The following is a 24,919-nucleotide window of genomic DNA, read 5'->3' on the forward strand; positions in this document are numbered from 1 at the left end:
GCGTCGCACGTTGGTGGCAGGAGCCACTGCCTTGCACCAGCGATGCCCCTCGCGGGGAGATCGACGGCAGCCAGGGTGGCGTTCCCGTCAGCACCTCCGCAAAGTCACATCGACCAGTCGCCCTGCCAGTCCATCACCACCTTGCCCGAGCTGCCGCTGCGCATCGCGTCGAAGCCTACTTGAAAATCATCAATGCCGATGCGGTGCGTGATCAGGCCGCTGACATCGAGCGGGCCCTGCACCAGCGCGATCATCTTGTACCAGGTTTCGAACATCTCGCGGCCATAGATGCCCTTGAGATGCAGCATCTTGAAGATGACCTTGTTCCAGTCGATCTCGAAGCCGGTCGGGGCGATACCGAGAATGGCGATCTTGCCGCTATTGTTCATGGTGTCGATCATGTCTCGGAATGCAGGGGCGGCGCCCGACATTTCGAGGCCGACGTCAAAGCCTTCAGTCATGCCGAGCGCCGGCATGATATCGCGCAGCTTTTCCTTCGACGCATCGACAACGTGCTGCACGCCGAGTTTTTTCGCCAGTGCCAGCCGCACCGGGTTGATGTCGGTGATGACCACTTTTCGCGCGCCGACGCACTGCGCCACCAGCGCAGCCATGATGCCGATCGGCCCGGCGCCGGTGACCAGCACGTCCTCGCCGACGAGATCGAAGGACAGTGCGGTGTGGACCGCATTGCCCAGGGGATCGAATATTGCGGCGATCTCATCGGGCACGTCGTCGGGGATCGGCACGACGTTGTGCTGCGGGATCGCCAGATATTCACCGAAGGCGCCGGGCCGGTTGACGCCGACGCCGAGGGTGTTGCGGCACAGATGCCCCCTGCCCGCCCGGCAATTGCGGCAATGGCCGCAGACGATGTGGCCTTCGCCCGAAACACGCTGGCCGATCTTGTATTCGGTGACCGCCGCGCCGAAGTCGGCGACTGTGCCGACGAATTCGTGGCCGGTCACCATCGGCACCGGCACGGTCTTCTGCGCCCACTGGTCCCAATTGTAGATGTGGACGTCGGTGCCGCAGATCGCGGTCTTCTTGATCTTGATCAGAACGTCGTTCGGGCCGATTTCCGGCGCCGGCACTTGTTCCATCCAGATGCCCGGTTCCGCCTTGGCCTTGACCAGCGCCTTCATCATGTTCGACATCAGAATCTCCTTACACGTAGGGTGGTGCGACCAACCGCTCGACCGCACGACCGCCATATCGCCACCGTGCTTGCCGGCATCCTGAGCAGGGAGCGTGAGCGGGCCACTTCCTCCCGCAGACCTGGCAGGCGCCTTCCCCAGCTGGTGAAGCTACCGGCAGGGCAGGAGGTTCACCGCTTCTACACAGCCTAGCGGCAGCCGATCTTCTTTGACCGCTCGACCGACGGACGGTTCAGCGCTCCCGACGGCTCCTATGGCGTTCTGATGAGCGCACCAGCGCGAAGCCATGATTGGTCTTGGGATTCTGCAATGTCCTCACCTGAAGCTGTTAGCTGGTTTCGGTTTGCACTCGCCACAAGCGAGCGTAAGCGCCTTCAGTTGCCACCAAATCAGCATGCCTTCCCTCCGCAACAACCCGCCCCTTGTCCAAGACCACTATTTTGTCCGCCCCACGGATGGTGCTGAGTCGATGAGAGATGATGACGATGGTCTTGCCGCCCCGACGCAGATCCTCAACCACTCGCAGGACAAACGCCTCGGCGACCGAGTCGAGAGAGGAGGTTGCTTCGTCGAGGATCAGGATCTCCGGATCCCGATACAGAGCCCGAGCCAACGCAAGGCGCTGCTTCTCGCCCCCGGAGAGGCGTACGCCGCTTTCGCCTAGATAGGCCTGGAAGCCACCGGGCCAGCGCTCGATCACCTCCCGCAGCCCTGTTTGATCGCAGATTTGAAGGATCTTTTCGACGTCCGGCTCGAACTCGCCAAGGGCGATGTTGTCGATCACCGAGCCCGAGAACACGTCGACCGATTGCGGCACCGCAGCCACAACCTTGCGCAGGGATACGGTCGAGAGGTCCTGGAGGGCATAGTGGCCTATCCGTATGTGTCCACCCTCAAGCGGGTAGACATTCTGCAGCAGCGCCGCAAGGGTGCTCTTGCCCGAGCCGCTTTCCCCCACCACCGCTGTCATTTCCCCCCGACGGAAGGTGACGCTAAGATCCTGGAAAAGCTCGAGCTGGCTACCATGGCGGAACGTGATCTTCTCCAGGTGGATGTCGCCAATGTCGGATTTGTCGGCATTGATGCCGCCACCGCTTTCCGGCTCCAGGTCGAAGATCTCGAACAGGCGATCCGCCGCGATAAAAGCATCCTGAACGATCCGGTTGGTCTGGATCAGACTGGCAACCGGCCGGGTGACATAGCCCAGCAAGGTGTAGCAGGACAGTAATTCGCCGGGCGTGATGGTTTGATCGAGGGCAAGCGTCGTTCCGAACCACAGCAGCACGATGGAGAATAGAGTTGCGAGGAAAGTCGAGGTACTGTCTCCAAAGATCGAGATCAGGCCGGAGCTGTAGACGGAATGCAGCATCTTGATGAAGCGGGTCTCCACCTTGAAGTTCGCGGAGCTCTCCATGCCGGAGATCTTGATCGTGGAGACAGCTCCGAGTGACTCCACCAGTTGCGTTTCAAGTTCGGCAGCGTTCTCCATCATGGCGCGCTGTCGATTCCTATGCAGCCGGTTGATGGTCCAATAGACGAAGAGGTACAACGGGATGGAGGCCGCCACGACCAACGCGATCTTCCACGAGTAGATGAACATCAGCCCTAACGAGAACAGTATCATTAGCACGTCGACGAACATGTTGATCGAGACGTCGTTCAGGAAGCTCCTGATCTTCACCGCGTCGTTCATGCGGGAAATGATTTCGCCCATGCGCATCGTGTCGAAGAACTTCTGAGGCAGGCTTAGGATGTGATTGTAATAGCCAAGGATTAGGTGGACGTCGATTTTCTGTCCCGTTTGCAGGACGAGCAGGTTTCTGAGGAGATTGATTACGACCTGTACAACCAAGATCAGCAGCATGGCGACGCTCATGAGGTTGAGCAGATTTCGGTTGCCCGCTGTAATCACATGATCGACGATCTTCTGGACGTAAATGGCCGTCGAGAGGCCAAGGATCGTCGTCACCAGGGCCCCCGCGAGAGCCTGCGCCATCGCCGCCTTGTGTGGCGCAAGCAGACGTACGAAACGACCTAGGGGTGAGCTGGTCTCGTCGCGGCGCTTGAAGGTGTCTGCCGGAACCAGGAGCACCAGGGCGCCAGTCCATTGCTTTTTGAATTCCTCGTGCGCCAGCTTGCGGATTTCACCATAGGCTGGGTCCATGACGATGACCCACCTGGCATTGATCGCCTGGACTACGACGAAGTGATGCAGGACCTCGTTGACGATTACGTGCGCGATGGCGGGCTTGGGGATCTTGTATAGGCTGTCGAAGCCACCCTTTACCCCCTTGGCAACGAAGCCCAGCTTCCGGGCCGCTTCCATGAGGCCCAGCACAGTCGTGCCGGAGCGGTCGGTCGAGGCATACTGCCGGACGCGCGACAGCGGCAGCTTGTAGCCATAGAAGGCCGCGACAGAAGCAAGGCTGGCGGCCCCGCAGTCGGTGATATCGCGCTGCTTGAACTTAATGGCTTTGCTCGACATAGCGGCTCGCTGACTTTTTGGAAAATGAAGGATCAGTGGCTCGCCAGGAGCGGATTGAGCCAATCGTCGGCCTCGCTGTACAGGAGTCCCAGGACACTGCGGTCACCCAGGAGGAAGCGGGCCCGGACGGTCATGCCTTTCTTCAGGTTACCGATGACCCCGTGCTTGAGGGCGAGGTGGCGGCGAGAGAGCGCGCAGCGGACCTTGAAGACCGGTCTCCCGTCGTGCAGGGTGAAGTCGTGCGCCACGTCGAGCACCGTCGCGTCAATGACACCCCATTGATTGTAGTTGAAGGCATCCACTTGGAGACGCACCGACTGGCCCGGGCGCACAAAGCCGATGTCGTTGGGGGAAACGAAGATTTCCGCCACCAGTTCACCATCCGGCGAAACCCAAGCGACGGTTTGCCCGGCCTGGACGTAGCTGCTGGAAGCGAGGCCCGAGAATTGCTCGAGAGCGCCTGATACGGGGGCTCGAATGAGAGTCAGGTCCCGTTCGCTCTCAAGCTGATGCAAGGCGGCCGTGAGTTCCTGGAGGCGCAGGTTAACGTCGAACAGCTGCTGGTTCCATTCGGCGAATTTGCGCCGGGCGAGGATCTCGCCCTGGATCTCGACATTCTGAAGTGCGAAGGCGTTTTCCTCAACGGCCTTTGCCGGTGCTACAGCAGCGGAGAGCAGTCGCTTAGCACGCTCAAGTTCCGCGGCCGCATTATCGCGGGCATATTGGTTCTCCCGCAGCAGGTTGAGGAAATGGGCGCGCTCGGCCGTGGCTGACTCGGTTAAGAGGCGGATCGGGTCCTTGGCTTGCGTGCCGGAGGAGATCAGGGTTTCGAGGTCACTGGCAAAATCGCTCTTCGCGCGAATATCGCCTTTAAGCGCCCTGAGCTTTTCCTCAACCACCCCATCATCGAGGGCGAGGATCTCTTGCCCTTGAGCAACCAGATCGTTTTCGGCGGCAAGGATGCGGGAGATGCGTCCGGAGACCGGTGCGACTAGGGGCGTCTTCTCGACGGTGGGTCGAATAATACCGGCACTTTGGAAAGATACCGTTACTGTGATGAAAGGCAGCGAGACCAAGACCGCGGCCACAGAGAGCACAATAATCTTGTAGACGATCAAAGCTCTCTCTGATCCTCGAGAAAGGATGCTCTCTGCAGTGCAGTTGGCGAGTTCAGGACTAAGTGAGATATTGATGACGATCTCGCTGGTTACAATAATGTTGATCTATGATGGTGCCAATCATGCACCATGTCTTCGGCGCGCACTACGTCAACGAAATCCTACAGCAGAAACTGAGGCTATGAACCAAAGACCACCGGAAGTTGATGGTCCTGCTTCTCGGGTTAACGGGGTCAAGCAGTATACTGATGTCTCGGTATTCATTGGTTTCCTTTTCCAAAACGATGAAAATCGGCGATCATTCTGCCGCTTGGCAGCACTCCCCCGCGCCTAATGGCGGCAATACCCATGCCCACCACGCAAATAGAGGCCAAAAAAGACGTTCTATATCTTTTTCCCAACCCGACTGAGAGTACGTCGGCCGAACATCACGCTGTCAGCGCGACAAACCAGGCCACAGCTGCCTGGAGATGACCAAGGTCAACCCCAGAGCAGTCGCGAATATTATGGATCTTAATGATGCTTAACATATGTTATCACGGCTGCTATACCAAATACTAACGCAGCAACTCCGCTAAATATTGCCGACGCCAGCCAGAACCACCCTCCGGACGTTGCACATGCTTCTTCGCGCGTTAACTCGGTCACACCATAGGCTTGCATATTGGTCTTCATTTTTTTCTCCTTTCCTAGAGCTTGAAATAAGGGTGAATCAGTGATTTGGGTCGGCGACTTTTGCCCCTATGCTTACAGCTGCAAGGCCGAACGTCCCCAAAATCGCGAAAGCTATTGCCCAAAACATCCCTCCCGAAATTGCAGATGCTTCTTCGGGAGCCAATTCGGTCACACCATAGGCTGAGATATCGGTCGTCATTGTTGGCCCATTCTAGTGCTGAATAAGAGCATGAATCAGTGATACCGGTCGGACGCGTATGCCGCCATACCACTAGAACATCAAGAGTCGTGCCAACTGGGTAGGAAGCGCCTCAGAAAAACTGTTCTGCACGTTATCAATGGCTTCACTGAAAGCGCGGCGACACGCCGGGCCGAACATCGCCGTGTCGCTAACTCGACAAACCCGACAGTAGGGGCCAACCCAAGGTGCGTCGGTCTCCTTAGGTTGGCGCTGAGGTCCGGGTTCGTACGTCGGGCCGCGACCGGGACATCCATTGTGCAACCGAAGCTACGTCATCGAAACGACGAGTCCGGCTGTAACGGACTCGACTGGATCGGCCGCTATCTCGATGGTGCCGGTGCTCAGGCGGCATCCTCAAGCGTTGGCCCTCGGTGAAGTGTCTGTTGGCCGCTGGCGCCTGTGAGAGGCTGCAGCTCTGGACAAAGCCGTCTTCCTTCATTTCGTGGCGAAATCATCCGTCCTTCGGACCGGAAGCGCTTCCAAATCCTGCCCCGCCGCTGGGCCGTCGAGCGGACCTTCGGCTGGACGACAAGGGTGGGGACTCGCAGGCGTCCACCGACCTGTGCGCGGCTTTTCGATGTCGTCCTTTGTTTGAATTATCCGCGAAGCCCGCCACATGTTTGCCCGTCACAGTGGCTCAGCGGCCTGCGCCTGCACTTTCTCCCGCAATGCGCATGCTGCAGCGACCATGTTGATGAGGGCAGGGCGGACCTCCTCCCATTTCCTTGTTTTGAGGCCACAGTCCGGATTCACCCACAATTGGCCGTCCGACAGTCGCTCGCGGGCAAGTTGGGCGAGATGCAAAATCTCGCCAATCTCCGGGACACGTGGTGAGTGAATGTCGTAGACGCCAGGACCGATTTCGTTTGGATATTTGGACTTGGTGAAGGCGTCCAGCAGTTCCATTTTGGAGCGCGACGTCTCGATCGAAATGACGTCCGCGTCCAGTTCAGCGATCGAGTCGATGATCTCATTGAACTCCGAATAGCACATGTGGGTGTGAATTTGGGTCGCGTCCTCTACACCCGTTGAAGCGAGACGGAAGCATTCGACTGCCCAGCCGAGATAATGTTTCCAATCGGACTTCCGCAGGGGCAAGCCTTCGCGAAACGCGGCCTCATCGATCTGGATCACCCTTGCGCCAGCTCTTTCAAGGTCGGCCACTTCATCGCGGATGGCGAGTGCGATCTGGCGGCAGGCCTCGGCGCGGGGTACGTCGTCGCGAACAAAAGACCAGTTAAGAATCGTCACTGGGCCTGTGAGCATGCCCTTCACCGGCTTTTTCGTCAGCGACTGGGCAAATTGCCACCAGAGAACCGTCATCGGATTGGGCCGCGATACGTCGCCGAAGATGATGGGAGGGCGCACCAGCCGGGAGCCGTAACTTTGCACCCAGCCATGCTGGGTGAAGGCGAGGCCGGACAGCTGCTCGCCGAAATGCTGGACCATGTCGTTTCGTTCGAACTCGCCATGTACCAGCACGTCCAGCCCGATCTCCTCCTGCCAGCGGACCGCCGCCTCGGTCTCCTTCTTCAGGAAGGCCTGGTAATCGACATAGCTCAGCCGGCCCTTCGCATGAGCGGAGCGCGCCCTGCGCACCTCGGGCGTCTGCGGGAAGGACCCGATCGTCGTCGTCGGGAACGGCGGCAGGCCGAGCGTGTCAGCCTGGACTCTGGAGCGCTTGGCAAATGCGCTCTTTCGTTGCTTCATGGCGCCGTCAATGCTGATAACCCGCCCATGGACGAGCGGATCATGGACCTTTCCAGACATTGCGCGCGCCGCGGCCGCCTCGGCAGAAGCTTTCAGTGCGCCTGCTACGGCCTCCCTGCCTTCGGATAAGGCTTGGGCCAGCACAAGCAGCTCTTCACTCTTCTGGGCGGCGAATGCCAGCCACGAACTGACATCCACATCGAGCGCGGTCTCCATCCGCAGGTCCATCGGCACATGAAGCATCGAGCAGGAAGGCGCAATCTCGACGCAATCCAGCGGCCAGCCGGCAATGATCGGCTTGATGCGGTCGAGAATGGCAGCCAGGTTCGCGCGCCAGACGTTGCGGCCGTCGATCAAGCCAAGTGAGAGCACCAGATCCTTCGGTGCGAGCCGACCAACCGTCTCCAACTGCTCGGGAGCGCGCACGAGGTCGAGATGTAGGCCCGCCAGGCGCAGCGAAAGCGCGGTCGCCAGATTGTCTCCCAGCGGCCCGAAATAGGTCGCCAGCATAATTTTCAACTTGGGCGCGGCTTTCGACAGCTGGCCGTATGTGAATTCGAAGGCAGCTCGTTCGTTCGGGCTAAGGTCGAGCACAAGGGCCGGCTCATCAATCTGCACCCAGTCGGCCCCCGAGAGCTCCAGCCTCCGCAGGAGTTGCTCGTAGACGGGCAGCAGCCGCGGTAGGAGCGCTATGGGATTGAAACACTGGTCGGGAGACTTCGCCAGCTTGAGGAAGGTGACCGGTCCAAGGATGACCGGGCGTGTATGGATGCCGAGCTCCTTTGCCTCCAGAAAGTGATCGACTGGTTTCGTCGACGAGAGGGCGAATGCCTGATCGTCGCTCAGCTCCGGCACGATGTAGTGGTAGTTTGTGTCGAACCATTTGGTCATTTCCATCGCGGTTACGCGCTGGCCCTGAACTGCATGCCCGTGACTGGCGTGAACGCAACCCGCAGTATCGCCTTGCGTCCCGCGCGCCATCGCGAAATAGATGTCGAGGGGGACCTCGCCGCCCGTCCAGCCATAACGGGATGGCACGGCGCCGACCATTGCTGCGGTGTCGAGCACATGGTCATAAAGTGAGAAATCGTTCGACGGGATTTTCGACACGCCGCGGTCGTGCTGCTCGCTCCAGCTGGCGGCACGGAGTGCCTTCGCCGTCGACAGAAGGTTGGCAGCAGAAGATTTTCCGGACCAGTAGCTTTCGAGCGCGAATTTCAGTTCTCGCCGGCGACCGATACGCGGCATGCCAAGCGTTGCTATGGGAACTTGCTGGGAGACATTCATTCCATACCCCAATGGTTGCGGCGGGGACAAGGAAGGCGCTAGAAGGCCGGCATAAACGCCGAGCTGCCGCGGCCACCAGACACCCCGCCCGTGGACGTTGTTTACCGTGGCAGGTCTCCTGGCTCGCGGGTTACAGCCTCTGCCCCGTCTTCCCGGGGCAGTTCGCCCCAGTGACATTGATGGGTTTGGCTCGCCGCTTACAGTTGCGGGGGCAGCGCCGGCTTCCCTCTTAGCTCCGCTACGGCAACGCCTAGCGGAGAACCACGACACGCGGACAATCGCAGCAGTCCGCTTTGTTGTCAATGCGGTATAAAGAAATGTTTATGTCTTTATGTGAAATTGTTCGTTTGCGGCGTGTTCTCAAGTCGCAGGTCGCGGTAGAGCTGAGCCGTTTGCGCCACTCTCCGGGCTTGTGCCTCGCCGCTCGGGCAATCTGCCGGTGACACGATCCCGGCTCAAAAACGACTTCGTCAAAAACACGTTTTGGCCATCATGATCGGCGGCAGTACTGGCCGAAGTGCGACAACGTTCCTGAGCCTGCAAAATTGAAATTTGGAGAAAACCGCCATCCTTCACGGACGGGCACGCGACATTTCGATGTGTACGCGCTTGTCTGGACAGCCTCACAAAGGGCGCTGGCAGCACCTCGCTGAAACACCGCCCTACAACAATCCCGCCTGCTCAGCCTCGCGGCGCAGATTCTGCCGCGGCCTGGGGCCGATCTGCTGGATCACCAGTCCGGCCGCCAGGGAGCCAAGGTCGCCGCAGGTCTGCAGGTCGCGGCTTTGCGTGTAGCCATGCAGGAAGCCGGCGGCATAGAGATCGCCGGCACCCGTCGTGTCGACCAGTTCCTTGATGGCGGTCGCCTTGATCACCACGGTCTCGTCGCCGCGCACGATGACGGAGCCTTTTTCCGAGCGGGTCACGGCGGCGATGCGGCAATCCTTGCGGATCTGCGCCAGCGCCTCGTCGAACAACGCCGTCTGGTAGAGCGACTTGATCTCGTGGCTGTTGGCAAAGACGATATCGACCGTGCCCGAACGCATCAGGTCGAGGAATTCGTCGCGGTAGCGGTCGACGCAGAACGAATCCGATAGTGTCATTGAGACTTCGCGGCCTGCCGCGTGCGCCAGCTTCGCCGTCTGCCGGATCGCTTCCTTGGCGCGCGGCGGGTCCCACAGATAGCCTTCGAAATAGGTGACCTTGGCGCCAGACGCCTTGTCGGCCTCGACATCCTCCGGCCCGAGCTCGACGCAGGCGCCGAGATAGGTGTTCATCGAGCGCTCGCCATCGGGCGTGACGAAGATCATCGAGCGCGCCGTCGGCGGCTCGCCCTTGAGCGGCCTGGTGTCGAAGGCGACGCCCTGCGCGTGGATGTCGTGGGCGTAGATTTCGCCCAGCGCATCGTTGGAGACCTTGCCGAAGAAAGCGGCGCGGCCGCCGAAGCTGGCGACACCCGCCGCCGTGTTGCCGGCGCTGCCGCCGGAGGCTTCGATGGCCGGGCCCATGCGGCTGTAGAGCAGTTCGGCGCGCTGTGTGTCGATGAGGTTCATCGCACCCTTTATGATGCCGTTGGTCTCGAGGAATTCCTCGTCGCACTGCGCGATGATGTCGACAATGGCATTGCCGATGCAAAGCACGTCATATTTCGACATCAGTGTCTCCGCCAAAACCCGAGCCGGCTTCTCGCCACGCCGGGGCCGGCGTGTTTTTGGCGAGTGTGGAATGGGTCGCCCTATGCCCACGCATCCAATACCCGCGCATCACGCAGCTGCCGGTCCTGCCTCACGCAACAGGTCGTCAGCTCTGTCCGTCTTTTCCCAGGTGAACTCCGGCTCTTCGCGGCCGAAGTGTCCGTATGTCGCGGTCTTGCGGTAAATCGGCCGTAGGAGATCAAGCGCCTTGATGATGCCTTTCGGCCGGAGATCGAAAAGCTCAAGGACGGCGCGCTCGATTCTTTTTTCATCAATCTTTGCGGTTCCGAATGTATTGACGAGGATAGAGACCGGCGCGGCCACACCGATCGCGTAAGCAAGCTGAACCTCGCACACCTCCGCCAGTCCGCTGGCAACGACGTTTTTTGCAACGTACCGCGCCGCATAGGCGGCCGACCGATCAACCTTGGACGGGTCCTTGCCCGAAAAGGCACCGCCGCCGTGACGCCCCATACCGCCGTAGGAATCGACGATGATCTTGCGGCCCGTAAGCCCGCAATCGCCCCGCGGCCCACCGACCACGAACCGGCCTGTTGGATTGACCAGGAACCTTATCCCGGTCGTATCCAAGTCGTGGGGCAAGACCGGCCTTATGATCTCCTCAATGACGCCTTCGCGGACCGTGGCTTGTGAGACCTCTTCGTCGTGCTGCGTCGACAGGACTATGGTATCAAGCGCTACCGGGCGCAAACCCTCATAACGGACGGACACTTGAGATTTAACGTCCGGGCGAAGCCAGCCAAGGCGGCCGGTTTGGCGCACCTCCGCCTGTTTTTTTGTCAATTCGTGAGCGAGTTGGATTGGCAACGGCATCAATGTTTCGGTCTCGTTGCACGCGTACCCGAACATGAGGCCCTGATCCCCGGCTCCCTGATCGAGATCCTGCCCTCGTCCCTCGTCGACGCCCTGGCTGATGTCAGGCGACTGCTCGGTCAAGGCCAAGATCAGGGCGCAACGCCGGCCGTCAAAGCCGATCGCATCGTCGTCATATCCAATGTCCAAAATGATATCGCGGGCAACTTGGCTGTAGTCGATATGCGCGTGACTGGTGATCTCGCCAGCCAGAACGACCATCCCTGACTTCACCAACGCTTCACAAGCGACACGAGCCTTGGGATCCTTGCGAAGGATCGCATCGAGCACGCCATCTGAGATATTGTCGGCCATCTTGTCGGGATGTCCGGCGCCGACGGATTCGGAAGAAAACACGAATTTTCTAGTCATGGGATTTCCTCGCTTCAAACGTTGGAAATAGATGTGACAGTTGATCAGGCCGTCTTACCTGTCGGAGATGCCAGGCACGTCGAACGCAGCGCAGAAGTCGGCAACGTCTCTGCGCACGCGGGCATGGACGTCCGAATCATCGGGCTGGCGGCAAACCAGGTCGATGAAAGCGGCAATCTGCAGCATTTCCGCCTCGCGCATGCCCACAGACGTCACTGCTGGCGTGCCTAACCGAATGCCGCTGGTGAGCGCGGGATGGCGCCGGTCCCCCGGCACCATGTTGAAATTCGTAATGATACCTGCTTGCGACAGACGCTCGGCATAGGCTTTCCCAGACAGCGGCCGGTCCCTAAGATCAAGGATCAGCATGTGATTGTCAGTGCCCCCCGTGACGAGTTCATAACCTCGCTCCAGAAGGGCCTGGGCCAGAGCCTTGGCGTTGTTGACGATCTGCTGACCGTACACACGGAAGGATGCATTCCCTGCTTCGTGCAGAGCGACAGCTAGCGCGGCAATCGTATTCATGTGCGGTCCGCCCTGGAGGAGAGGGAACACGGCACGGTCTATGCGTTTGGCCAGATTGTGTTTGCTCTTGGAATGGTAGAGCGCCTGATAGCGGTCTTCATTCCTTGACAAGATGAAGCCACCGCGGGGGCCGCGGATCGATTTGTGAGAGGTGCTGGTGACAACATCGCAATGGCCAACGGGATTCGGATGCACTCCTGCGACAATGAGGCCGCTGATGTGGGCGATGTCGGCTACCAGATAGGAGTTCACCTCCGAAGCAATGTCGGCCATTGCCTCATAGTCAAAGATGCGCGGATAAGCAGTTCCGCCGACCCAAATGAGCTTCGGTCGTTCGCGTTTGGCCGTCTCGCGCAAGCGGTCATGGTCAATCTGCTGCGTCTTTTCGTGCAGCCCGTACGGAACTCGCTGATAATCAGTGCCGGAGAAGTTGACGGCCCAACCGTGCGTCAGATGCCCCCCGCCGGGGAGGGTCAAGCCCATCATCTTGTCTCCCGGACACAACAGCGCTCGACAGACAGCCTGATTGGCCGGCGAGCCGGAATAAGGCTGCACGTTGGCGTGTTCATAGCCGAACAGCGCCTTCAATCGCTCGATGGCGAGATTCTCAAGCTCATCGACAATCTCGTTTCCGGCGTAGTAGCGCGCGCCGGGATATCCCTCGGCATACTTGTTGGTGAAAATAGACCCGGTCGCTTCCAGCACCGCCGAGGACGCGAAGTTCTCGGAGGCGATAAGTTTGAGGGTCGTCCGCTCCTGGCGCTCCTGTCTTAAAAGCAGCTCGTGAACGCGAGAATCTGCGACAGCCAGGTGAGGCCACTCGCAAGTGTCAAGCTCCGCGATGGCGCCGCCAGTCGAATTGTCCATATCAGCTTCGCGCTCCATTGGGACTAAGTTTCAGGACAAGCAGGCGGCCACCTTGGACCGCGCGCCCTGTATCGCCTCCAGGCGCTGTAGGTCTTGTCTGTGATGGCCATCGCCGTGGGGCAGGAGATCAACCAACAATTGAACCAAGCCGCCGTCCGAGCCTCCTGCTTCGAGGTGGTACGAAGGCCAGGGGCGATGTTGGTTGCCGAGAAGAAAGCCGGCTCTGGCGAGCTGGCGCACGTGTGCGACCACGTGCTCGCGAGACAGACTCAGAACTTCTGCCAGCTCGCAGACGGTCAGGTCCGCATGCGCACAAAGTCCCAGGATTCGAAGTCGATCAAGATGAGCCGCGGCCTTTAGGCGCATGACCAGTGTCATCATCGGCCGGCACTCCTTGTATTGACTTCCTCCATTTGGCGTCCTTCCACTAATTTCAGAGGCAATCTTGCCGTCCGACGAGGTCAATACGCCCGACCGCATCGCAGATCGTTTCCGATACGTCACGGTCTCGACCCGCAGCCCAAATGATAGGCTCAACGTACATATTCTCAGCGGTTTGGAGTGCTAAAAGTCCGCGATTTTCTTTGAAGGATCTGTTGCGACACGTGCATACCGGATGCGCCCCAGCACAACGGCGGCTGCGCGGTAAGGCCGGCTTGCGAAGATGCGGCGTACGGCCGAGGCCTTCATGCGCCGGTCGCCGCGCGATGGGACGCTCAGCATCGACGGGGATGAAATCCATCTTGTCGATGGCTCCGATCTCTATCCCGATGGACCACATCCCAAGGAAACCGATATCCTGCTCGAAGACGCCGCCGTCCACGGCGAGCTCAAAGCATGGCTGCGGCGCAAGGCTCAATGCGGCTGACGATTGGCTTCCATTGATTCTCAACAAGTGATACAAATCCTCGGACTGTAACCCCTTAATTCCGAGATTTCGTATCAATGCCAGAGCCCGCTCCCCAGCGCCAAATCGCCCACGCACTTCTGACAGTGCGCGGAATCGCGCGTCTCGCGGAGCTGCGCAACGCCGGCGTAACAGCGGCCACGATGAGTCGCATGGAACGGGATGGGGAGGTGCTCCGGCTCGCACGCGGCCTCTACCAGCTCTCCGATGCGCCGCTCGACGCTAATCATAGCCTAGCCGAGGCTGCCAAGCGCGTACCCAAAGGCGTTGTCTGCCTTGTGTCAGCCCTGGCATTCCACCAGCTGACGGATCAGCTTCCGAGACAGGTATGGCTGGCCATCGGCCAGAAGGACTGGGCTCCCAAACCCGACGGCACACCCATTCGCATCGTGCGTTTTACCGAAAGTCTGCTCAACGACAGCGTAGAAACTCATGTTGTCGAGGGCGTGACCGTAAAAGTCTTTGGGGTTGTCAAAACAATCGCGGACTGTTTTCGATATCGCAACAAGATCGGCCTGTCGGTGGCGATCGAGGGCCTCCAGGAAGCGCTTCGCCAGCGCAAGGCCACGCCCGGCGAAATTGCCAGGCAGGCTGAGCGTGGCGGTGTCGCCACGGTCATCCGGCCGTATATCGAGGCGCTGACTGCCAATGGCTAAAGAGATCAAGAACATCGGCGCCTCAGTGCGCGCACGTCTGCTGCAACTCGCCAAGGTAAGTGGCCAGACCCTCGATCTGGTTCTGACCCGCTTCGCCTCGAGCGGCTGCTTTCCGGCTTAGCCAGTCACCCCACGCCGACCGCTTCGTGCTGAAGGGCGCGATGCTGACGATGAGCTGGTTCGATGATCCGCACCGCGGCACCCGCGACCTTGACCTGCTGGGTTTTGGCGATCCGAGCGCGGAGCCGATGCTGGCGACGTTTCGGGAGGTCCTGGCGCAGGACGCTGGCGATGGCGTCGAGTTCGACGCTGACGCACTCCGGGTCGACCGCATTCGCGAGGAGCTGGAGTATGGTGGGCTCAGGCTGCGGACGACGGCCTCGATCAGCGGCGCCCGGGTCAGCCTGACGATCGACATCGGCTTTGGCGATGCGCTGGAGCCTGGTGCCGAAGAGCTGGACTATCATTCCATGCTCGACTTTCCCATGCCCCGGCTGCGGGCTTATGCGCGGGAAACCGTCATTGCCGAGAAATTTCAGGCGATGGTGGCGCTGGGGCGGGCGAATAGCAGGATGAAGGACTTCTACGACATCTGGATTCTTAGCCGGTCCTTCACCTTCGACGACGACAGGTTGCCACGAGCGATCGCCGCCACCTTCGCGCGGCGCGGAACGGCGATACCTCAAGACCTGCCCGATGCGCTGACGTCGGCCTTTTCCGAGGATGCGCAAAAGTAGCGACAGCGGCGCGCGTTTGTTGGAGAAGTCGCTCACGATCCGGGTGATCTTGGGAACGTCATTAGAGATGTAGCTGCATTCCTTATGCCCCAGGCAGCCTCAGCAGCGAGCTTGGGCCAATGAGCAGCTTGATTTCCACTGTCGGATTGTGGGGAGCGGACAAGGCGGTCGCGCTGAGTGGATATACGCCCCATCAGCACGTCCCAAGTCCGATCGAGCTCACTTCTCTGCTCCAGAGCGCGTATCGGGTCCAACGTAGGCCAGTATCGCTCGCGGCGGTCGTAGCGAGAGCCGCTACGACCCGAGACGATGGGCCGGTCGCAAATGAACCGGTCGAACTGTCTGGGCGATACTCATTGAGATCCCTCCTGGGATGCACGCCCCTGGCCAGGATTCTCACAGCAGATTGTCCGATTGCTGCGCATACACGTAGGGCCGGGCGGGGGCACAAACCGGTAGACGTTTTTCAAAATGCAATGTGTGTCGCTATTTCTCGGCTTCAGACCGATCGCCTCCCATTCGCAGATCGGCGGTGTCCTCGGAGTCTTTTGGGATCTGGAGGGAGATGCGCCAATCGTTCGTTTTTCGCCGGCGCGAGGCGAATTCGACGCGCTGGATCGCGGCCATCTTGTCGGATGCGTATTCGACCTTGTGCCCCTCATCGAGAGTGATCTGCTCGGCCTCTGTCCAAAGTGCGACGGTGAGGAGGACGTCACCCAGCACGCAGGGGCCGTTGGTGGTTGTGAGGGTGACTGAGCCAGGATAAGGAAAGCATGCCGTCCGGAACGCAGGCGGTTGCGCCTTATGAATGCCGTCAAACGGATCTGCGGCCTCTTGAATTTGGTGCCACAGATCGGTTAGAGACCAAGTTGTATCGGACTCAGTGTTGCGAAAGATCGGTGCGAGCGGGTCAGTATCCTCCGGTAAAATGAAATCGACGTCCTGGGGACTGGGAACTTTCCAATCGAGCGAACGAAATCTCCGGATGCCGACCTGTGCAATGGCACAGGCCCGATGCCAAAAGAGCACAAAGTCCAGTCGCAGGATCGAGTTGATTTCCGCAACCGTAATTTCCGAAAGTTTCCGCAGCGAAATGCCCGCATGAGACGCGACAATCTGAGCCTCTGGGGAAAAGCCAGATACACTGACGGCAATGGTTCGATCCGCGCCAATCGAAGACTTCTTTGTGGCTAGCTGCTCGATCCAAGTTACGTCCTGGGTCTTTCGCCAGCGTCGACATTCGATTGTAACAAGCATTTCGGTGCTGCCGACCCGAGCACGAATGCTTGCATCCACTTCTCTCATCCGACCGGTGAGTTTGCAGCGAAGACGATCCGGCGACGTAACGACCAGGCCCTGAGGTCCGGCGTCGGCCTCAATCCGCGCGACTAGGCATTCGAACTCGCGCCATTCCGGGTCCCGACGCCGCGCGGTCATCCTTTGGCACCGCCCTTTGTCCCGGCGTTCAAGAACATTGGGAAGAAGCTGATCTGCTTCTTGATCTTGATCACGTCATCGACGCCAATTGTATTGGCCTTCCTCCGCTCACCTCCAGCGGGGGTTATGACCTCAAGGTCCGGATTCTCTATGATCGCCGCGTGCACATCGTCCGCATGTGCAGGTGTGATGTTGTAGATGCTCTCATAGAAGTCCATGACGGACATGGCGTCCCCGGATTCCGTGATCAAGCGTGGAATATCCCCGAGAAGCTGATTCTTCGCCGAAGCTCGACCGCTGATATCGAAGAGATAGAGCATGCCTTCATGATGCTTTGGATCATAGGACAGCATGTTAAGGCCAGACCGACCGAAATGTGCCTGTAAGCTGGCGTTGTCGTGGAGGACATTGTTGTAGACCTGCCTAGCCCGATAAGCATTGGCGAAGTGGATCAGCCAATACCGCCATCCTCCGTGGTTGTTGATCGAGAATGGGCTGACATAGGGTGCACACAACCGGAAAGCATCAAAGACGATTTTCTCGGCCGTGCCGAGCCAATCCTTCTGACTCATCAGGGCATCCAGCGCTTGGATGTCATTGCTCGTCAAGCCGAGATGATCCAGTTGGGCGCGAAGTCGCTCCGGCTGGTCCTTCTGAAGGAAGGCCAGCAGGGAGCTAATGACGAAGGTGTAGAAGATCTCAGCCGCGGGATAGGAGTGCATGATGTCGAGAATGGTGTTTCGCTCGACGTGACTATGCCCGCACTGATCGAGATTGAAGATGACGCTCCGATACCGGCCTTGCTCCAGTAGGCGCTTGATATTGGGATAGGCGACTTCGAAGAACTCGTTCAGATACTCGACGCGTAAATGCAATTTTGGGCAGGCTTGGTTTGCCTCCGCTTGCATGGGGGCGACGTGCGTCTTCAAAAGCTCGATGACTTCGCGGCTGGCGTCGTTGAATACGAGGAGGCATTCAACTTCGACAGCGCCAAGCCCTTGGACGGCGCGCTGCGTGTTCACCGCCTCGAGGGCTCGTTTCAGTTCCTCGATGAAAATCAACGGCGATCCAAGTGAGCCGCACTGGCAGCGCCCGCCGCCAGCGAAACCGTCGACGATAGCAAGGCGAAAGCGCTCCTGCTGAGGCAGCCTGCAGCGAACCGTCAGGTAGTCGAAGACATATTCGCGCAATATTTTATGCTTGCGGCGAGAGTGTTCCTCCAGCTTTGCTCCGTCGACCCATTCATATCGTTTTTCGACCACCTAAACTTCCCCCCGCCGGATGTTATTCTACATTGCTACCGCGTCCTGCGGGGTAGTCGGCGTCTCGTCCCAAGTCTGGCCCCGATACTCACGCCCGTTGGCTTTCTTTGAACGCTTTTTATTGTCCTTGCCCCAGGTTCCCCACTGCTTGAAGAAGAAGGCGGTACCGGCCGTCAGGCATTGGCCGTAAATTCCATCGATCCATTCTTCCCTGATCGGTCGAGCGAATTTGCCGCTTTCACCGCCTACGATTGCCCAATAAATGTCACGGAGATCGACGGTGCCAACCGATCCAATCAGAGGCTCAAAGGAGATGAAGCGAATGGTCGCGGGTGCCTGGCGGAGATAGTCGACTCGCTCACGACGTCCGCGTTTTCAATGCTCGTGCCCAGCCAGACATTGGGCAGGATGTCGCCCATCGCCGAGGCGGCAAGGGCTGCCATTCGCTCGGGACGCTTAGTAAGAATTTGATAGTTGTGGCGCGGGGTCTCGCGCATGACCTTCCAGACCTTGAGGATGAACTCGTCGCTGACACCCTCGTGAAAGAGGTCGCTCATCGAATTTACAAAGATTTTTCGCGGTTTCTTCCATCCGTAGGGAATGGCCAGCGCCTCGCGGTCTTCCCGCACCACGTCATTCCACACCGTGCGCTTTCCCGTTTTACGGGTAAGCCCCGCACATTTCGCGATGCCCATGGCGTCAAGGCGTTTGGCCCATCTCCATTGCATAACAATGGGTGCAGCCTGCCGTAACGATCGAGCATCCTGCGACCGGTTTCCAAGTGGAGTCTGTCCACTCTATCTGAGTTTCAGCCATCTTGCCCTCCCGAGCATTCCTTGACCCGCCGCCGCATCAGACCGCTCCGCGTATCGGATTGACGACCTCGAGCCCGGCAAAGTCTTTTTCGTTATCCGTTACCAGCACGCACTCGTTCGCTCCGGCGACAGCGGCGATGATCATATCGAGCCCGCTGCGCGGCTTGCCGGCCGCTTTTCCTCCTGCCATCAGCCGCGCCCAGATCAGCCCGGCCTTGTCGTCGAACGAGAGGATGCGGCCTGCAAACAGCGCCTGCGGCCCCTCAGGCCCAGAGAACCACCTGTCGAGTGCGTCGCGTTTTTTCCCGCGCGGCTTCTCCAGAACCCCGCGAAGAATTTCCGCAACGGTCAGCGAAGCGATAAACAAATCCTCGTCAAGCTGTCTCGACATCCATGCCAGGAGCGATTCCGACGGCTGCGATTTGACGACATTGCTGATGATGTTGGTATCGAGGAGGTAGCGTGTCACAGGTCGATCTTGCGTCCCTCTTCACGGGGGCGGGAAAGATCGAGATCAGCGCCGACTAGTGGAGAACGACGCAAGGCGGCGAGGATTCCGCCGAGCTTGGGCGGCTCGCCAGCGATGGTCCGGTTGACAGCAGCGCGCAGGCTAGAGGCGTCCGGCCCATCTTCGGCCAGGCGGCGAGCCAAAGATCGAATAAGGTCGCGATCGGCATCGCGGCCAAGCACTTCGAAGCGCGCCAAGCCGCGCTCGCTGAGGCGAGATCGATAGTTTTGAATGGCGCGTTTTTGCGAGCTGCCCATAGTTGCCTCCGACATATTTCCAGTAATATAACCAGAACGCAGGGGTTGATCAAGGCGCGGGCAGTCCGGGCGGTGCTCCCTTGCGGTTGGATGGCATCGGTCTAGGATGCATGGTTGTGCGACGGTATTTTTTGACGAGCGTCGAGCAGGCCGCCGGGCGGCCGCCAGGTGCAAAATCGTCCACCGGTCCCGATAGTTGACGAAACCTCAAACATATTTTTTCGGCGATTTTCCCTAAAATAGAAAGCGTAACTTTTTGACGCCTCAGGGTCGTGGCCAGAAACATTTGGCAGTAACTCAATGGGTTATATGTTGTTTAAACAACCGCGTGGCCTACGTTGAGGGGCATCGATCCGGCTCCTGTTCCGAGCGGAGGACTATCCCCGCTGACAGCCGCCCGACGTGTCGGGCTGAGCGCTGCAATCACGGCGCAGGCGCAGCCGCAGCGGCGGCATGCTCGCAGCCGATCCTTTGCGGGTTGATGGCGCCAGGTGCCGCCGCTACCCGCCTTGAAAAACGACCCGTATCAGGATTCACTAAGGCTCAGGTGTTCAGGCTCCGCGCTTCCGACGACTAGGCTCTGAAGCCGCACCTCCAAGACAATAGGGTTTCCCTTTGCCGGATGGAGGCGGTCAGAAACCCAACGCTTTGGCCAGCATCGGTTCAAGAACCAGATCCGGCCGACCTCCCTTTTCGCGAAGCTCCATTGCCCTTATGATCTTCGTGCCTTCGTGGCTGTGCTTCCAGTCCCGAGACGCTTCGGCCGCGACGATGAGGTAGTCGGTCTGGCCGCAGACGGTGTCCTTCCAATCACCGCCGCGTTCGCAAATCATCGCAGCGACTGCCTTTCGCGGGCCGATGGCGAATTTTCCCGTGAGGACGAACATCCGGCTCGGGATCACGAACTGGCTTGCATCCTCCAAGGCGCCGTCAATGACACCCACATTGCCGAAGGTAGGCAGCCCCGTGTCTGTCGCGCTGTCGCCGACAAGACGGGCAATCCACCCGCATATGTCTTCTGCCTCGTCGGCGGTTATGCGACCGTCAGCAAAAGACCTTCTGGCAGTTTCTCCGAGAGATGCCACGCGGCTGTCTCTGCGCAGGACCACACTCGAGTCCAACCTGGACAGCAGTTTTTCGACCTCTGCTGGCGTGATGGAGTTGTCGCAGGCGATACCGGCACAGAATCCGTAGAACTCGTTGACTTCGTCCTTGTCGTCAGCGGCGACAAACTCCCGTGAGCCCGATTATCGTTTCAAGGACGGCGTAGATCTCTTCGGGCGCGTTACCCCAAATGTCCAGATCGCGGATGAGCTCGGCAGCATCATCGTCGTGAAGAAGGGACAGGAACTGCTCAGCTTCGACCCTGAGTGGCGGCATCTCCGCCCGCTCGACCCGCTCGCTGGCCATCACGCCCTTCAAGAACCCGAGCCAGTACCCCAACGCCTTGCGGTGATTTGCCTGCGCATGGACTCTGCCGGGCGCGGCCCCTTCGTGTTCGAGTTTACCGCTCCTTCCGCGGAACACTTCAACCATTGTCGCCCCCCCCTCGACGCTACTTTTCGATTGTAGCAGACATCACAACACTCATCTATCCGCCGACTTGACAACGCGTGCCGAAACCGGAAGGCTTAATCCCCTTAGCTCCTTGCTTTCGAAATGGTAGGGCCAGGTTGCTACCCCCAGGAACGGCGTTTCGCCGAGCGGCCGACCAAAGAAGACGCTCTGGACTCACCAAGGATCAGGCCGCCTGAACCCGGTCCGCCTCCGACGCGCTCTGTCCCTCGCGCAGCCGTGCTCGTCCTCAAGGGACGCTCCGCTCAGGCCCTTGCGGAGTGCGCGCGCCTGCGCTTGACGGGACGCGCGACGGCGGCTCCGGGGATCAGGCTTGGGTTCCAGGCCGCTTCGTGCGGGAACCTAAAGCTCGGAGACCGCCTTTCGCCCACTATGCCGACACTGTTCTGTCCCTGGCGCTGCCGTGCTTGTCACCTTTGATTGCATCTGCCGAATTCTCGCGTATCCTGCGGCTGCGCATGTGAGTACAAGGTGGCGCCTGGCGCTTCGACGAGCCACCCCAGCAAGAATCAGCGTCGGCATGGCGACCGAAATGCTGAGGCAAGAGACCGCCACTCCTGAAGGAAACGTTCGTCATGGATTCCCATGCCGTTATTGCGTCCCTGCCAGTCGCCGGGGCCGACCGTACTGTGCTTATCGAGGCCGCCAACGCCGCGTTCGAAAGGGTCATTGAGCGGATTGAGCCGGCCAACGAGAAGCTGACTCGCACCCTTTGGGACGCCGAGTCCTATATCGATAATGAAATCACGGCAGACATGTTGCCTTTTTCCCGGGACGAGGCTGCGTACCTCGTCGACGTGTTCCTGGTGCATCATGTCATCGGACTAGCTGTCGCAGCAGACGAGGAGGCCGCTGAATCCCGGCCGTGAACCTCCCCGGAGGCAGCTGGATCTGCGTGCTGCAATTTCGCGGGCCGCGCGATCAATGCAGTGACCTTTGCCGCCACCTCTTCAAGGGTGGCGGTGAGCCGGTTTACCTGCGAGGCGGTGGCGGCCAGTTCCGGGCCGTAGCGGTGACGAGATATTCCGGTTCTGGCTAAGGGACTGGAGGCGCAGGCCCGCCTCCAGGGCGTGCTCCGTGCGTCTCGACAGGTCGTGCTGCAGTTTGCGGATCTGATTGGGATTATGCCCACGATGGAGCAAAGCGCGGTCGAGTTAGAGTTCATTGGCATGCCGAGTAGCCGCGCGATGGAGTGGCCGTTCCGACGGCCCTCTCCCCAGACTTAGACTACTAGGGCGACGGCGCCGCCACTTCGTCCTCCATGTCGAGCGATTTTTCGACTGCCTCCGGATTCCGGGCGATGGTCCAAAGCAGAGTATTCGCCGCTGCATCCGGTTCCGAGCGACCTTGCTCCCAGTTTCGAAGCGTTGCCAGATCGAGGCCATACCTCACGGCGAACGCCTCCTGGGACAGCTTGGTGCTATCCCGAACTTCGCGAACGCTTATCGGCCGCGGCGCATGAACCTTCGCGATCACTCCTGCGGACGAGAGTTCGTCCTTCAGTGCCCGCAGGTCGTCGACGCAAGGAACAGTCACGAACGCCTTGCCCTGATCGACCATCTCCGTGAGGACCGCATGGGCCGTCCTCAGCGGCAGCTGTCTCCTGACGAGAACCCTAGCAGCCTCAGGAGTATTTGCGCCGTGTAGAAAGCTGAGGCTCAGCCGGACGGGAGAGCCTGACGACACCTGGACGACGTCCCGGGTTCGCACCCGTTGTCCGAACCGCTCCATGAACTTCGATGTAGTCGACATTAAGCTTCTCCGCGATCACTCGATCGAGCTTGCGCAATTTGGACCAACCCCATTGGACCTGGGCATCGCCTCCAATATGGAGGTCACGGACAACAAGATGGTTGCTGCCCATCTCCACGTCCCCCAATAGCTGAAGCACGCCATCGGGCGTGACGACATCAAAGAGGAGGCATGGGTCCTCCGAAATTTCAGCGTCCACAATGAGTTCGATATCATCGGGCTGCAAACGCGTTCCCTACGCAAATTGCTTATAGAAAGTATGTCAGGTGCTGGCGAGGGTCAAGGCCGCACCGGTCTTCGAATTGGCGCGGTGCTAGCACTCCCGAATCGTGCCAACTTGGCGCTGCCGGGCCGCTCGGACGAGGTGAAAACTCCCGCTGCGAGCTTGGCCCGGGAGCGCCTACGACTTGGTGCTCCGAGTGGACCCCGCCAACGGGTCGGTTGCAGCCGTGGCATCCCTCCCTTCGGAGAGCTTCAGCAACGCAACTCCGGGGCTGCCAACACCCCTTTTATTTTTGGGTATTTGAAAAACACCTTGCCTGCTATGTTGCTAAAATCGATTTTTGTTAAACGGAACCTGCGGAAATCCCGATGACGAAGACAGCTGTACGTATGCGTCGCGGCCAAGAATCCGTGGGCAAGCGAACGAGAACCCTTCCCAAACTGGCTGAGAAATTGCAGATGCGTCGCTTGGCCAGGATTAACGCCGTCCTGCAGAGGGCGGAAGAATCCGGCCTGCGCGCTGAGAAGGACGGCAGAATTACGGGGCGGTGAGTGCTGATCTAATTAAGAAGGCCAAAGCTCGAACCGGATTGACATCTGATGCCGAGCTCGTCGAATTTGCGTTGGCCAATGTGGCTCTGGAAGACGACTTCGGCGAGACCTTCAGGAAAACACGCGGAACTGTGGATCCGACGCTGAAGCTCGGATTCTGAATTGGCCGATTTCGACTTTGGTGCGGCCGTAAGATGGTCGCGATTTGATTCCCAAAAACCTTGAGCCGCGGCCCCGACATGGAGCTGCCGATCATCGGCAACCCTCGTCGGGCCTGAAGTTCCGGGCGAAGGCGGCAATGAATCCAGCCATCTTCGGCAGTCGCCCGACCCGGGATGCCTCATTCGTCCACGCAGGACGGCCCCAAGACCTGCGGCAGCCTTGATCCCGTTCCAAAAAAGCTCAATGCAGACTTCCGGTTATGCACAGGCAGGCCGCGTCATAATTTGGATGGGATATAGCGTCCAGATTTGGCCATAGCCGATCTTGAACTGTTCTTTCTAATCAATACGATAAGAGACAATTCGGTCAGAACTCGAATCTTCTCTCTGACAGGAGCTAATGCCATGGAAGGGGTCACGCGGGCGGTTCAAATGCGTACGAAAAGAGCCAAGGAAGGTGCTTTGCTCACTTCGAAGGAATTCGTTGGCTCTGGAAACCCTGCGGCAGCCGATCAAGCTCTGAGCAGACTTGCCAAAAAGGGCGAACTGGCGCGCGTCTACAGGGGAATGTACACGCCCTACAGGAAGACGCCGTATGGATATGTGCTGCCGGAAGCGGAACCCGTCGTGAAGTCGTACGCTTCCTTGTCAGGTGAGAAGGTCGTCAATACCGGTGCTACGGCGGCGAACCAGCTCGGCCTGACGACACAAGTTCCGGTTCAAAACAGTCTTTCTCACGACCGGAAAGTCGAAGAACCTGAAACTTGGCCGCTGCACAATACGCCTCAAGCACGCGCCCGCCTGGATCACGAGCCTGCCAAAGAACAGGTCGGGCGAAGCCATCCGGGCAGTCGCGCACCTTGGCCGAGCTAACGGTGTCCACTACGCGAAGTTGCTCAAGAACAGACTGACACCCGAGGAATGGACTCGCGTAGTCGCCCTCAAGGGGAAAGTGCCAGCTTGGGTCCATGCGGCGATCTCGAAAGCAGAAAATGAGCGGTGAACCGTTCTTCGATTTGAAACGGGGCCAAGAAAGAGACGCTCTTCTGGACCGCTTCGGCAACATTGGGACGC

General features: G+C 59.3%; 22 protein-coding genes, 3 pseudogenes and 1 riboswitch. Of the genes and pseudogenes, 7 read left to right on the forward strand and 18 right to left on the reverse strand.

What is annotated here, in order from left to right; translation table 11 throughout:
• Positions 1 to 104 precede the first annotated feature (104 nt).
• The 5 genes from tdh to AC0L3D_RS25545 form a co-directional block, all read right to left on the reverse strand.
• Positions 105 to 1,157: an L-threonine 3-dehydrogenase gene (gene tdh / locus AC0L3D_RS25525; protein WP_473646209.1), complete on the reverse strand. Its 1,053-nt coding sequence runs from the start codon at positions 1,155 to 1,157 to the stop codon at positions 105 to 107.
• A 328-nt stretch (positions 1,158 to 1,485) separates the two neighbouring features.
• A complete protein-coding gene (locus AC0L3D_RS25530; RefSeq protein ID WP_473646211.1) occupies positions 1,486 to 3,642 on the reverse strand; it encodes a peptidase domain-containing ABC transporter in 2,157 nt (718 codons plus the stop codon).
• 32 nt (positions 3,643 to 3,674) lie between these two features.
• A complete protein-coding gene (locus AC0L3D_RS25535; protein ID WP_473646212.1) occupies positions 3,675 to 4,760 on the reverse strand; it encodes an HlyD family secretion protein in 1,086 nt (361 codons plus the stop codon).
• 513 nt (positions 4,761 to 5,273) lie between these two features.
• The gene (locus tag AC0L3D_RS25540; RefSeq protein ID WP_473646213.1) at positions 5,274 to 5,435 is read right to left on the reverse strand and encodes a hypothetical protein; all 162 of its coding nucleotides are present in this window, start codon (positions 5,433 to 5,435) and stop codon (positions 5,274 to 5,276) included.
• A gap of 37 nt (positions 5,436 to 5,472) precedes the next feature.
• Positions 5,473 to 5,634, reverse strand: coding sequence for a hypothetical protein (locus tag AC0L3D_RS25545; RefSeq protein ID WP_473646216.1), 162 nt, complete (start codon positions 5,632 to 5,634; stop codon positions 5,473 to 5,475).
• Positions 5,635 to 6,123: 489 nt separating this feature from the next.
• Between AC0L3D_RS25545 and AC0L3D_RS25550 the strand changes: the two are divergent.
• Positions 6,124 to 6,210: pseudogene (locus tag AC0L3D_RS25550) on the forward strand (IS5/IS1182 family transposase); the annotation flags it as partial.
• A 93-nt stretch (positions 6,211 to 6,303) separates the two neighbouring features.
• On the opposite strand, the gene metE reads toward AC0L3D_RS25550, so the two are convergent.
• The 4 genes from metE to AC0L3D_RS25570 form a co-directional block, all read right to left on the reverse strand.
• Positions 6,304 to 8,649 carry a 5-methyltetrahydropteroyltriglutamate--homocysteine S-methyltransferase gene (gene metE, locus AC0L3D_RS25555; protein ID WP_473646241.1) on the reverse strand — a complete coding sequence of 782 codons (2,346 nt, stop codon included), beginning with the start codon at positions 8,647 to 8,649 and terminating at the stop codon, positions 6,304 to 6,306.
• A 115-nt stretch (positions 8,650 to 8,764) separates the two neighbouring features.
• Positions 8,765 to 8,954, reverse strand: a riboswitch (cobalamin riboswitch).
• Positions 8,955 to 9,335: 381 nt separating this feature from the next.
• Positions 9,336 to 10,328 carry an adenosine kinase gene (locus AC0L3D_RS25560; RefSeq protein ID WP_473646217.1) on the reverse strand — a complete coding sequence of 331 codons (993 nt, stop codon included), beginning with the start codon at positions 10,326 to 10,328 and terminating at the stop codon, positions 9,336 to 9,338.
• Positions 10,329 to 10,436: 108 nt separating this feature from the next.
• Positions 10,437 to 11,612 (reverse strand): methionine adenosyltransferase, encoded by a 1,176-nt coding sequence (metK, locus tag AC0L3D_RS25565; RefSeq protein WP_473646219.1) that lies wholly within the window; start codon positions 11,610 to 11,612, stop codon positions 10,437 to 10,439.
• Positions 11,613 to 11,666: 54 nt separating this feature from the next.
• Positions 11,667 to 13,004: a serine hydroxymethyltransferase gene (locus AC0L3D_RS25570; protein ID WP_473646242.1), complete on the reverse strand. Its 1,338-nt coding sequence runs from the start codon at positions 13,002 to 13,004 to the stop codon at positions 11,667 to 11,669.
• A 102-nt stretch (positions 13,005 to 13,106) separates the two neighbouring features.
• On the opposite strand from AC0L3D_RS25570, the gene AC0L3D_RS25575 reads away from it, so the two are divergent.
• The 4 genes and pseudogenes from AC0L3D_RS25575 (at position 13,107) to AC0L3D_RS25590 (ending at position 15,427) form a co-directional block, all read left to right on the forward strand.
• A complete protein-coding gene (locus tag AC0L3D_RS25575) occupies positions 13,107 to 13,364 on the forward strand; it encodes a hypothetical protein (RefSeq protein WP_473646221.1) in 258 nt (85 codons plus the stop codon).
• Positions 13,365 to 13,668: 304 nt separating this feature from the next.
• Complete coding sequence (locus AC0L3D_RS25580; protein ID WP_473479300.1) at positions 13,669 to 13,872, forward strand: hypothetical protein; 204 nt, start codon at positions 13,669 to 13,671, stop codon at positions 13,870 to 13,872.
• Between the two features lie 77 nt (positions 13,873 to 13,949).
• Positions 13,950 to 14,567 carry a type IV toxin-antitoxin system AbiEi family antitoxin domain-containing protein gene (locus tag AC0L3D_RS25585; protein ID WP_473479302.1) on the forward strand — a complete coding sequence of 206 codons (618 nt, stop codon included), beginning with the start codon at positions 13,950 to 13,952 and terminating at the stop codon, positions 14,565 to 14,567.
• A pseudogene (locus AC0L3D_RS25590) lies at positions 14,560 to 15,427 on the forward strand (nucleotidyl transferase AbiEii/AbiGii toxin family protein). The gene AC0L3D_RS25585 and the pseudogene AC0L3D_RS25590 overlap by 8 nt, the downstream one beginning before the upstream one ends.
• Positions 15,428 to 15,790: 363 nt before the next feature.
• On the opposite strand, the gene AC0L3D_RS25595 reads toward AC0L3D_RS25590, so the two are convergent.
• The 7 genes and pseudogenes from AC0L3D_RS25595 to AC0L3D_RS25625 all read right to left on the reverse strand — a co-directional run bounded on the left by AC0L3D_RS25595 (position 15,791) and on the right by AC0L3D_RS25625 (position 21,119).
• Complete coding sequence (locus AC0L3D_RS25595) at positions 15,791 to 16,741, reverse strand: restriction endonuclease (protein WP_473646222.1); 951 nt, start codon at positions 16,739 to 16,741, stop codon at positions 15,791 to 15,793.
• A complete protein-coding gene (locus AC0L3D_RS25600) occupies positions 16,738 to 18,003 on the reverse strand; it encodes a three-Cys-motif partner protein TcmP (RefSeq protein ID WP_473646224.1) in 1,266 nt (421 codons plus the stop codon). The genes AC0L3D_RS25595 and AC0L3D_RS25600 overlap by 4 nt, the downstream gene beginning before the upstream one ends.
• Positions 18,004 to 18,030: 27 nt before the next feature.
• A pseudogene (locus tag AC0L3D_RS25605) lies at positions 18,031 to 18,819 on the reverse strand (phage Gp37/Gp68 family protein).
• Between the two features lie 36 nt (positions 18,820 to 18,855).
• A complete protein-coding gene (locus AC0L3D_RS25610; RefSeq protein ID WP_473639606.1) occupies positions 18,856 to 19,287 on the reverse strand; it encodes a PIN domain-containing protein in 432 nt (143 codons plus the stop codon).
• The gene (locus AC0L3D_RS25615) at positions 19,284 to 19,583 is read right to left on the reverse strand and encodes a hypothetical protein (protein WP_473646225.1); all 300 of its coding nucleotides are present in this window, start codon (positions 19,581 to 19,583) and stop codon (positions 19,284 to 19,286) included. The genes AC0L3D_RS25610 and AC0L3D_RS25615 overlap by 4 nt, the downstream gene beginning before the upstream one ends.
• Before the next feature lie 632 nt (positions 19,584 to 20,215).
• Complete coding sequence (locus AC0L3D_RS25620) at positions 20,216 to 20,668, reverse strand: BRCT domain-containing protein (RefSeq protein WP_473646227.1); 453 nt, start codon at positions 20,666 to 20,668, stop codon at positions 20,216 to 20,218.
• A 133-nt stretch (positions 20,669 to 20,801) separates the two neighbouring features.
• The gene (locus AC0L3D_RS25625; RefSeq protein ID WP_473646229.1) at positions 20,802 to 21,119 is read right to left on the reverse strand and encodes a hypothetical protein; all 318 of its coding nucleotides are present in this window, start codon (positions 21,117 to 21,119) and stop codon (positions 20,802 to 20,804) included.
• A gap of 614 nt (positions 21,120 to 21,733) precedes the next feature.
• Between AC0L3D_RS25625 and AC0L3D_RS25630 the strand changes: the two genes are divergently transcribed.
• Entirely contained in the window at positions 21,734 to 22,027 is a 294-nt protein-coding gene (locus tag AC0L3D_RS25630) for a hypothetical protein (protein ID WP_473646230.1), read from the forward strand.
• Between the two features lie 361 nt (positions 22,028 to 22,388).
• Here the strand turns inward: AC0L3D_RS25630 and AC0L3D_RS25635 are convergent, their stop codons facing one another.
• Both AC0L3D_RS25635 and AC0L3D_RS25640 read right to left on the reverse strand, forming a co-directional pair.
• Entirely contained in the window at positions 22,389 to 22,718 is a 330-nt protein-coding gene (locus AC0L3D_RS25635) for a helix-turn-helix domain-containing protein (protein WP_473479318.1), read from the reverse strand.
• A 64-nt stretch (positions 22,719 to 22,782) separates the two neighbouring features.
• Positions 22,783 to 23,136, reverse strand: coding sequence for a hypothetical protein (locus AC0L3D_RS25640; RefSeq protein WP_473479320.1), 354 nt, complete (start codon positions 23,134 to 23,136; stop codon positions 22,783 to 22,785).
• Between the two features lie 1,018 nt (positions 23,137 to 24,154).
• On the opposite strand from AC0L3D_RS25640, the gene AC0L3D_RS25645 reads away from it, so the two are divergent.
• Complete coding sequence (locus tag AC0L3D_RS25645; protein WP_473646232.1) at positions 24,155 to 24,718, forward strand: DUF6088 family protein; 564 nt, start codon at positions 24,155 to 24,157, stop codon at positions 24,716 to 24,718.
• The last annotated feature ends 201 nt before the right edge of the window (positions 24,719 to 24,919 follow it).

It is taken from the genome of Mesorhizobium sp. WSM4837 (assembly GCF_055811435.1).

What these genes read in the sequence shown, in the direction of transcription:
- tdh (WP_473646209.1), bottom strand. Translation starts at nt 1,157, where the DNA reads ATGTCGAACATGATGAAGGCGCTGGTCAAGGCCAAGGCGGAACCGGGC.
- AC0L3D_RS25530 (WP_473646211.1), bottom strand. Translation starts at nt 3,642, where the DNA reads ATGTCGAGCAAAGCCATTAAGTTCAAGCAGCGCGATATCACCGACTGC.
- AC0L3D_RS25540 (WP_473646213.1), bottom strand. Translation starts at nt 5,435, where the DNA reads ATGAAGACCAATATGCAAGCCTATGGTGTGACCGAGTTAACGCGCGAA.
- AC0L3D_RS25545 (WP_473646216.1), bottom strand. Translation starts at nt 5,634, where the DNA reads ATGACGACCGATATCTCAGCCTATGGTGTGACCGAATTGGCTCCCGAA.
- AC0L3D_RS25560 (WP_473646217.1), bottom strand. Translation starts at nt 10,328, where the DNA reads ATGTCGAAATATGACGTGCTTTGCATCGGCAATGCCATTGTCGACATC.
- metK (WP_473646219.1), bottom strand. Translation starts at nt 11,612, where the DNA reads ATGACTAGAAAATTCGTGTTTTCTTCCGAATCCGTCGGCGCCGGACAT.
- AC0L3D_RS25570 (WP_473646242.1), bottom strand. Translation starts at nt 13,004, where the DNA reads ATGGACAATTCGACTGGCGGCGCCATCGCGGAGCTTGACACTTGCGAG.
- AC0L3D_RS25575 (WP_473646221.1), top strand. Translation starts at nt 13,107, where the DNA reads ATGGCCATCGCCGTGGGGCAGGAGATCAACCAACAATTGAACCAAGCC.
- AC0L3D_RS25580 (WP_473479300.1), top strand. Translation starts at nt 13,669, where the DNA reads ATGCGGCGTACGGCCGAGGCCTTCATGCGCCGGTCGCCGCGCGATGGG.
- AC0L3D_RS25585 (WP_473479302.1), top strand. Translation starts at nt 13,950, where the DNA reads ATGCCAGAGCCCGCTCCCCAGCGCCAAATCGCCCACGCACTTCTGACA.
- AC0L3D_RS25595 (WP_473646222.1), bottom strand. Translation starts at nt 16,741, where the DNA reads ATGACCGCGCGGCGTCGGGACCCGGAATGGCGCGAGTTCGAATGCCTA.
- AC0L3D_RS25615 (WP_473646225.1), bottom strand. Translation starts at nt 19,583, where the DNA reads ATGGGCAGCTCGCAAAAACGCGCCATTCAAAACTATCGATCTCGCCTC.
- AC0L3D_RS25625 (WP_473646229.1), bottom strand. Translation starts at nt 21,119, where the DNA reads ATGGTTGAAGTGTTCCGCGGAAGGAGCGGTAAACTCGAACACGAAGGG.
- AC0L3D_RS25630 (WP_473646230.1), top strand. Translation starts at nt 21,734, where the DNA reads ATGGATTCCCATGCCGTTATTGCGTCCCTGCCAGTCGCCGGGGCCGAC.
- AC0L3D_RS25635 (WP_473479318.1), bottom strand. Translation starts at nt 22,718, where the DNA reads ATGGTCGATCAGGGCAAGGCGTTCGTGACTGTTCCTTGCGTCGACGAC.